This window comes from Bacillus sp. AP50, assembly GCF_040492675.1.
Taxonomy (GTDB): domain Bacteria; phylum Bacillota; class Bacilli; order Bacillales; family Bacillaceae_G; genus Bacillus_A; species Bacillus_A cereus.
Genome location: NZ_JBEUTW010000365.1, coordinates 1 through 6,991, shown reverse-complemented (window position 1 = coordinate 6,991; position 6,991 = coordinate 1). Strand labels below are relative to the sequence as shown.

The following is a 6,991-nucleotide window of genomic DNA, read 5'->3' as shown; positions in this document are numbered from 1 at the left end:
GGATTTATTACGTTTACTATTGATTTTGTAATTTGGTATCCCTACTTACCTTTAGGCGGGCTATCATTTACTCTATTTATTTATATGTTTGCATTACTTGAGTACATTAACTATTATCATACTCAGCTTTCATACGATAACATCTCTGATATGAAACATTTAATCAAATCAAAAAAACTAAAGCAGTCCTGTATAAGTAAAGATTTTAAACGTATTTCGTGAAAGAGAAGGTACTACATCCTTAGTAATACCTTCTTCACATACTATTATTTAATTACTCCATCTAAGTGATCTTTCAATTTCCCTAAATACTTCTCTATATCCGGATTCTTCACCACATCATAACAAGCAAAACTCTTTAACGGACTCATACCGAGAAACTTCTGCACGCGGTGTAAATGACTAAGCGCTGATTCTAAACTTTCTCCTTCAAAGAACTTCGTCTTATCTCCAAATGCTTTTTTAGGTGCATTCCAAGTTGTAGAGAACATATACTCTTTCTCTTTTAATAAACCACCTGTTCCATATTCATCTGCACCTTTAAAGAACAAACCGTATTCATATACTTCATCCATATACGTTTTAAATAAGCCTGGTACACTAAACCAGTAAATTGGCGTTTGATAAATCACAACATCGGCCCATAAAAACTTATCTTGTTCTTCTTTAATATTGTAACCATCTTGAATCGTTGTTGTTTTCACATGATGATTCTCGCCTAATACAGTAACCATATAATCTACTAACGTTTTATTTAATCGTCCTTCCTTTGTACCGTATTTTTCATGTCCATTTATAATAAATATATTTTTCATCGCTTTCCTCTCCCCTATATGATCTACTCTTCAGCTATTAAGCCGAGTTGCTGCTGTAGTGTAAGATTATCTTCTAAATGCCAATCTTCTGTTATCTTTCCGTCTTTCACATGTAAAATATCAATTGCAAAAAAATTAATTTTCTTACCATTATGCGTTCCTGTAAAAGAAAGACGGGCCGTTACTTTATCACCAACAACTAATAAGTCTTCAATCTCGCAATGTATATCAGGCACAACTTTACGAAAATTTTGCGCTGCAAACTTTAATCCTTCAATGCCTTGTGGTCGCCCTTTCGGCAATGTATTATCGAAGAAATCTTTAGTAACAGTCTGCGGAATAAGTTCCTCCTTACCTGTATCCCAAAATGCATAAAAACGCTGCGCCGCATGAACCATTTCTGTCGCTTCTTTTTTACTTAGTGAGGGATCAATTGTCATTGCTTTTGGCTTTGGCATTTCTTTTAATAACTGAACTTCAGTTTTTTGTTCCACACCACATGCTACAAGCACAATACAAATAACAAACAAACTAAGAAATCCAAGTAACTTTTTTAACCCCATGGAAATCACCACCTCCTTATATAAATCCTTTTTGTTTCGTATTGCTATTGTATATGCACTAACTTCCTTTATGGAAGTAGTGATATTTTTTTCATATAGTTACCAAAAGTATAGTTTTGTGATACTATAAAGCAAATTCATCCAAAAAAATTTTATGGAGGCTAGTTCCATGAACGATATAAATCCAGTTGAATTAACGAAAGGTTTACCTGGCATACCTTGTCCCATCGCTAAAACGCTTGATGTAATTAGTACAAAATGGACGTTTTTAATCATTCGTGATCTTCTTATCGAAGGAACATTACGCTTTAGTGATTTACAAAAATCAATGGATGGTATTAGTCCAAAAACATTATCGCTTCGACTAAAAGAATTAGAGTCTCAAGGCATTATAACGAGAAAAGTATATCCAGAAGTTCCGCCTCGTGTAGAGTACACATTAACGGATAAAGGAAAGCAATTAGAGGGGATTTTTATTGAATTAAAACGGTTTGGATTAAGTTTATAAAATGAAACTTTAATCAGAATAAAACAAAAACCCCTTACCGTCGTAAGGGGTTTTATTACTTCGCAAAACTTTCAGCCAACTGTTTCTCTCTCCACATAAATGTAATAGCGAGACCAACTATTAAAACAACGCCTGAAAATGCATATGGATAATGGATATTCATATCAAATAATATTCCGCCCATCGCTGGTCCTGCGATATTTCCTAAACTCGTATAAGTCGAGTTCATACCAGCGACGAATCCTTGCTCTTTTCCGGCTGCTTTTGATAAAAATGTCGTTAAAGCTGGACGAAGTAAATCAAATGCTAAGAAAATGAAGCAAGTAACGAGAAGTACAATCCAATAATTAAAGACTACAGTTGAGACGAATGCTAATACTGCACCTACAATTAAACATATTTGAATTAACACTTTCTCACCGAACATGTCTACCAATTTGCCAAACATAAATACTTGCACAACTACCCCAAAGATTGAACTAATTGTAATAATTGCTGCGATATCTTTCGGCGAGAAGCCAAATTTATGATCAGAGAACAAGCTAAACACTGTTTCATACGCTGATAATCCGAATGCGAGTACAAATACGATAATAAATGCAATTGCATACATTGGATGTAATGATTTCTTTAAATCACCAATAAAACTTGATTCCTTCGTATTAGAAGAAATCTCTGCAAGTTCTTCTTTCGTTAACGGTTCTTTTAAAATAAAGATCGAAATCACACATGCTATAAAAGCAATTACTGCTGCAACGAAAAACGGCACACGTATACCGTATTCTGCAATAAATCCGCCGATTCCAGGACCTATAATGAATCCAGTACTAATAGCCGCAGATAAGTATCCCATCGCCTTTGGACGTTCCTGAATAGATGTAATATCCGCAACATATGCCGTAACACCAGGCATAATAAAAGCAGCACTAATTCCGCCTAATACCCTTGCTACATAAAGCATCCATACATCTTTTCCTAATCCAAAAAGAAGCTCTGAAACACCAAAAATAAATAATCCAATGATTATCATTTTCTTTCTACCGTAAAGATCAACCCACCGGCCTGTAATAGGTGAAGTAATGAGCTGTGCCATTGCAAACACTGCAACGAGATATCCCATCGTCTTCCCTGTTAAATGCATATCATTCATAAAGGACGGCATAACCGGAATGATTAATCCAATCCCTAGAAAAGCGATAAATATATTACTCAAAAGAATGACCAATACCATCTTTTGTTCTTTTATCGGTTTCTTCACTTTTTAACACCTCTTCCCGTAAGTTCCTCTCAAAAAATAATGCCCAAGAAGCTTTTTCTTTATCCTTCTATTTGTGGGCTAGTCATGAGTAGAGATGCCCCCTACTCGTTAGAATTTCACACTATCCTTCCACACATACATACGCATCAGGTGAATGACTATCATTCAGTTTTCCTCAAAAATGAACCTACCTTTTCAGACAGGTTCATCTCACTATTTCTTTATATGTAGTGCATGTGTTAAAAAATCTAGTACTTCTGCCTTTTGCAAATCGACTTGCTCATCATCTTTATGATCATATAAATACACTTGTTCCGCTGCTGATTCAACTAGAGCGATAAATAACTTCGCTGTTCGCTCTGCGTGAACCGAATCACGAATTTCACCGGCTTCTTTTGCCTCACTTAAAAATTCACTTAGCCACATATAAAGAGGCTCATACACAGCTTCCCATTCTTTTATATGTTCTGTAGATGCAAGACCAGCATACATTAAAGCTTGTATTTCACGATATTCAGCTATAAAGTGAAACACCGCATCTATTACTTGCGTCACTTTACTTGAGAAAGGCGCATCGTTTTGCACTTTTTCTTTCACTGCAAGTATCATCTTTTCAACCATCACTTCTGCTATTGCAGGCATAACAGATAACTTAGAAGGAAAATATAAATAGAAAGTTCCTTGCGCAATGCCAGCTAATTTCACGATATCAGAAATCTTCGTTTTTTCGACGCCCTTTTCCTGAAACACTTCAATAGCTGCATAGACAATTTTCTCTTTTTTATTCATCATCTAAACCCTTTCACACGCATATTGAATGACTGTCACTCATTTTATAAGATAATCGATTGTACTGTCAATGATAGTGAACTCTAAGAGGAAATCATTTTTTTATAATAAAATCTCCTAATAAACAATTAGGAGATAAAAATACAATATATCTTTAAGAAAGTGCCTTTAATCCTGTCACTCCACATACAATAAGAAACACACTAATGATACGCGCTTTACTTTTCGACTCACCAAACAAGAACATGTTTAACAAAACTGCACCTGCTGTTCCGATACCAATCCAAACCGCATACGCGACACTTACTTGTAAAAATAAGAAGGAAGTATACAAAAATGCGAAGGATGTAGCAAACCCACCTATATAAATCGCACCATTGGCTAATGTCTTATCTTTACTATACATTTTAAGTCCTATCACACCGACTATTTCACTAATTGCAGCACAAAATACGAAAAACCAACCCATTTTTAAGCAACTCCTTCCACAGTTTCTTCTTTATTGTCAGCTAACTTTAAACCGATAACGCCGGCTACTACCATAAGAATGAAGAATAGTTTGCCTGCGCTGAAACTTCCACCGAAAAGAAATACATCCATTAAGAAAGTACCTACCGTACCAGCTCCAGCGAAAATAGCATATACAGTTCCTGTTGCAAGATGTTCACACGCTTTAGAAAGGAAGTGAAAATCAACAGCGATAACTCCTAAAATAATAATCCAATGCCACCAAGTATTAGCCGTATTAAAACCAAACACCCAAAAAATTTCAAAGATACATGTTAATATGACATATAACCAAGCTCTATTTTTCATACCTCTCACCTCTTATGACTGACTATCAGTCATTTTTATTTTAAAAAAATATACTCTTTCATCAATACTATATAAAAACAACTATCATCCTCATTTACCATTGTATTTGTTCCATTTCTAAGCTAACTGCATCCTGTCACACAAAAATGACTGAATGTCATTCATATATATTGTACATGAACATTTTAAAAATTGTCAATGCCGAAAGTTTATTTAAAATTTCTTTCATCCTATTTGTATATTTTTTAATAATCTGTCAATAATGCTAGTAACATAATATTTTCTCCACTCCCCCTTGGAGAGATCCCTTGAATGGAGCAGTTAGCTTTTGCTAGCTGCTCTTTTTTATTTATCCATACACTATGATGAAATACTCATAGATAAAATCCATTTTTCATCACATAACAACCATCTATTTATTTTCCAATGAGCCTTTGTATGCACGAATTTTATTCTCAAGCATCTTCTCTGTAACCTCTAAGTTTTCTCTTTGAATCTGAATAGATTTCCTATGATCTTCTAGGAGCTGTAAACGAGCTTTTGTTGTATGCGCCCCTTCTGTATATAATCTAGCGTATTCTCTTATTTTCGCTATTGGCATTTGCGTTTGTTTTAATTTCATTACAAACTGCAACCACTTTATATGTGACTCTTCGTAAAGTCGATTTCCATTTGTATCACGATTTGCAATCAATATATTTTCCTTTTCATAATAACGTAGTGTATGTGTGCTCAATCCTAATAATTTTGCTACCTCACTAATTGTATACATACTAAACTCCCTCCACATGCTTATCCTTATATATTTTATGAACGTATCAAATTTATAAAAAACATTTGACTTAGAGTATACTCTAACAAATACAATCTAACCATAAATAAATTTGAATTTAGGGGGATTTTATATGAAATACACTGTTATTACTGGTGCAAGTTCCGGAATTGGTTATGAAGCAGCTTTAGCATTTGCATCTCGCGGGAAAAATTTAGTACTTGTAGCTCGAAGACAAGAAGAATTAGATGGATTAAAATTGAAAATTAACGAAATGCATCCAGAGTTAGATGTTGTCATTCGACGAACTGATTTATCTGTTACTGAAGATGTTTATAAACTTTATGAAAGCCTACAAGCTTTTCAAATTGAAACGTGGATTAATAACGCAGGTTTTGGTAATTTCGCCTCAATTGCCGAACAAAATTTAAATAAAATCGAGACGATGTTGCATGTCAATATAGAAGCACTAACAATACTCTCTTCTCTTTTCGTTCGAGATTATTCAATGGTTGACGGAACACAGCTTATTAACGTTTCATCGGGCGGCGGATACACGATTGTTGCTGATGCTGTTACGTATTGCGCTACAAAATTTTATGTAAGTGCCTTTACAGAAGGGCTGTCTCACGAACTGAAAGAACAAGGCGCAAAACTGCAAGCAAAGGTTTTAGCACCTGGGGCAACTGAAACAGAATTTGCAAAACGTTCATTTGGTATTGATGAGTTCGAATACGATAATGTTGTACCGAAATTCCACACTGCAAAACAAATGGCACAATTTATGCTCGACCTTTATGATAATGATAAAGTTGTAGGAATTGTCGACGGTTTAACGTATAACTATGAACTTAAAGATCCGCTTTATAATTTTGCCGTAAGACAAACGAATTCAAATTCTTAATAACCTGTCCATTTCTTATGTAAATACATGTTCCCACTATATCTGTAAATAATAGTGGGAACTTTTTCTCTATAAATTTTTTATCCAACATACCGAACCATCGCCACTTCATCACAATAATCCATCTTTGGACAATGTCTACAATCAATCCATACTTTCTCTGGCAACGCTTCTTTATTTATAAAATCAAATCCACACTTTTGAAAAAATACTGTTTCATATGTTAAGGAAATTACTCTTCTTACATTTATTTTCGTAGCTTCCTCCATTACATGATTTACGAGCATACGTCCTATCCCTTTCCCTGCATATGTATGCGAAACTACTAACGATCGTATTTCTGCAAGATCTTCTCCTAACACATGCAATCCAGCAACTCCAACAATTCTCTCGTCTTCTTTCATAACATATAAACATTGCAAATATTGATAAAGAGACAAAAGAGAACGTGGTAAAACAACTCCCTCTTTTGCATAAACCTCAATAAGACTATAAATTTCTTTCACATCACTGGTCACCGCATTACAGATTTTCATATTACATCCCCTTGCCCCTCAATATTAATA

Annotated in this window: 10 protein-coding genes and 1 pseudogene; 3 read left to right on the top strand and 8 right to left on the bottom strand. The window is 34.6% G+C overall.

Going from position 1 to position 6,991, the window contains the following annotated elements; genetic code table 11:
- Positions 1–222: pseudogene (locus ABWK52_RS22495) on the top strand (general stress protein); the annotation flags it as partial.
- A gap of 44 nt (positions 223–266) precedes the next feature.
- Here the strand turns inward: ABWK52_RS22495 and ABWK52_RS22490 are convergent.
- The gene (locus ABWK52_RS22490; protein WP_000789184.1) at positions 267–815 is read right to left on the bottom strand and encodes an NAD(P)H-dependent oxidoreductase; all 549 of its coding nucleotides are present in this window, start codon (positions 813–815) and stop codon (positions 267–269) included.
- Positions 816–838: 23 nt separating this feature from the next.
- Positions 839–1,378, bottom strand: coding sequence for an ester cyclase (locus ABWK52_RS22485; RefSeq protein ID WP_016109292.1), 540 nt, complete (start codon positions 1,376–1,378; stop codon positions 839–841).
- A gap of 169 nt (positions 1,379–1,547) precedes the next feature.
- Here ABWK52_RS22485 and ABWK52_RS22480 point away from each other — a divergent pair, with 169 nt between their 5' ends.
- Positions 1,548–1,886 carry a winged helix-turn-helix transcriptional regulator gene (locus ABWK52_RS22480; protein WP_000997917.1) on the top strand — a complete coding sequence of 113 codons (339 nt, stop codon included), beginning with the start codon at positions 1,548–1,550 and terminating at the stop codon, positions 1,884–1,886.
- A gap of 55 nt (positions 1,887–1,941) precedes the next feature.
- On the opposite strand, the gene ABWK52_RS22475 is transcribed toward ABWK52_RS22480, so the two are convergent.
- The 5 genes from ABWK52_RS22475 to ABWK52_RS22455 form a co-directional block, all read right to left on the bottom strand.
- Positions 1,942–3,144 carry an MFS transporter gene (locus ABWK52_RS22475; protein ID WP_000742955.1) on the bottom strand — a complete coding sequence of 401 codons (1,203 nt, stop codon included), beginning with the start codon at positions 3,142–3,144 and terminating at the stop codon, positions 1,942–1,944.
- Positions 3,145–3,357: 213 nt separating this feature from the next.
- Positions 3,358–3,936 (bottom strand): TetR family transcriptional regulator, encoded by a 579-nt coding sequence (locus ABWK52_RS22470; RefSeq protein ID WP_063535727.1) that lies wholly within the window; start codon positions 3,934–3,936, stop codon positions 3,358–3,360.
- Positions 3,937–4,087: 151 nt separating this feature from the next.
- Positions 4,088–4,402: a DMT family transporter gene (locus ABWK52_RS22465; RefSeq protein WP_000539671.1), complete on the bottom strand. Its 315-nt coding sequence runs from the start codon at positions 4,400–4,402 to the stop codon at positions 4,088–4,090.
- A gap of 2 nt (positions 4,403–4,404) precedes the next feature.
- Positions 4,405–4,749: a DMT family transporter gene (locus ABWK52_RS22460; RefSeq protein ID WP_000796019.1), complete on the bottom strand. Its 345-nt coding sequence runs from the start codon at positions 4,747–4,749 to the stop codon at positions 4,405–4,407.
- Positions 4,750–5,161: 412 nt separating this feature from the next.
- The gene (locus ABWK52_RS22455; protein WP_098541759.1) at positions 5,162–5,521 is read right to left on the bottom strand and encodes a MerR family transcriptional regulator; all 360 of its coding nucleotides are present in this window, start codon (positions 5,519–5,521) and stop codon (positions 5,162–5,164) included.
- A gap of 133 nt (positions 5,522–5,654) precedes the next feature.
- Between ABWK52_RS22455 and ABWK52_RS22450 the strand changes: the two genes are divergently transcribed.
- Positions 5,655–6,425, top strand: coding sequence for an SDR family NAD(P)-dependent oxidoreductase (locus ABWK52_RS22450; protein WP_000878073.1), 771 nt, complete (start codon positions 5,655–5,657; stop codon positions 6,423–6,425).
- Between the two features lie 80 nt (positions 6,426–6,505).
- Here ABWK52_RS22450 and ABWK52_RS22445 read toward each other — a convergent pair whose 3' ends face one another.
- Positions 6,506–6,961, bottom strand: a complete 456-nt coding sequence (locus tag ABWK52_RS22445) for an N-acetyltransferase (protein WP_000686662.1) — start codon at positions 6,959–6,961, stop codon at positions 6,506–6,508.
- Positions 6,962–6,991 lie beyond the last annotated feature (30 nt).

Coding starts and splice junctions, on each gene's coding strand:
- ABWK52_RS22490 (WP_000789184.1), bottom strand. CDS start 815: ATGAAAAATATATTTATTATAAATGGACATGAAAAATACGGTACAAAG.
- ABWK52_RS22485 (WP_016109292.1), bottom strand. CDS start 1,378: ATGGGGTTAAAAAAGTTACTTGGATTTCTTAGTTTGTTTGTTATTTGT.
- ABWK52_RS22480 (WP_000997917.1), top strand. CDS start 1,548: ATGAACGATATAAATCCAGTTGAATTAACGAAAGGTTTACCTGGCATA.
- ABWK52_RS22470 (WP_063535727.1), bottom strand. CDS start 3,936: ATGATGAATAAAAAAGAGAAAATTGTCTATGCAGCTATTGAAGTGTTT.
- ABWK52_RS22465 (WP_000539671.1), bottom strand. CDS start 4,402: ATGGGTTGGTTTTTCGTATTTTGTGCTGCAATTAGTGAAATAGTCGGT.
- ABWK52_RS22460 (WP_000796019.1), bottom strand. CDS start 4,749: ATGAAAAATAGAGCTTGGTTATATGTCATATTAACATGTATCTTTGAA.
- ABWK52_RS22455 (WP_098541759.1), bottom strand. CDS start 5,521: ATGTATACAATTAGTGAGGTAGCAAAATTATTAGGATTGAGCACACAT.
- ABWK52_RS22450 (WP_000878073.1), top strand. CDS start 5,655: ATGAAATACACTGTTATTACTGGTGCAAGTTCCGGAATTGGTTATGAA.
- ABWK52_RS22445 (WP_000686662.1), bottom strand. CDS start 6,961: ATGAAAATCTGTAATGCGGTGACCAGTGATGTGAAAGAAATTTATAGT.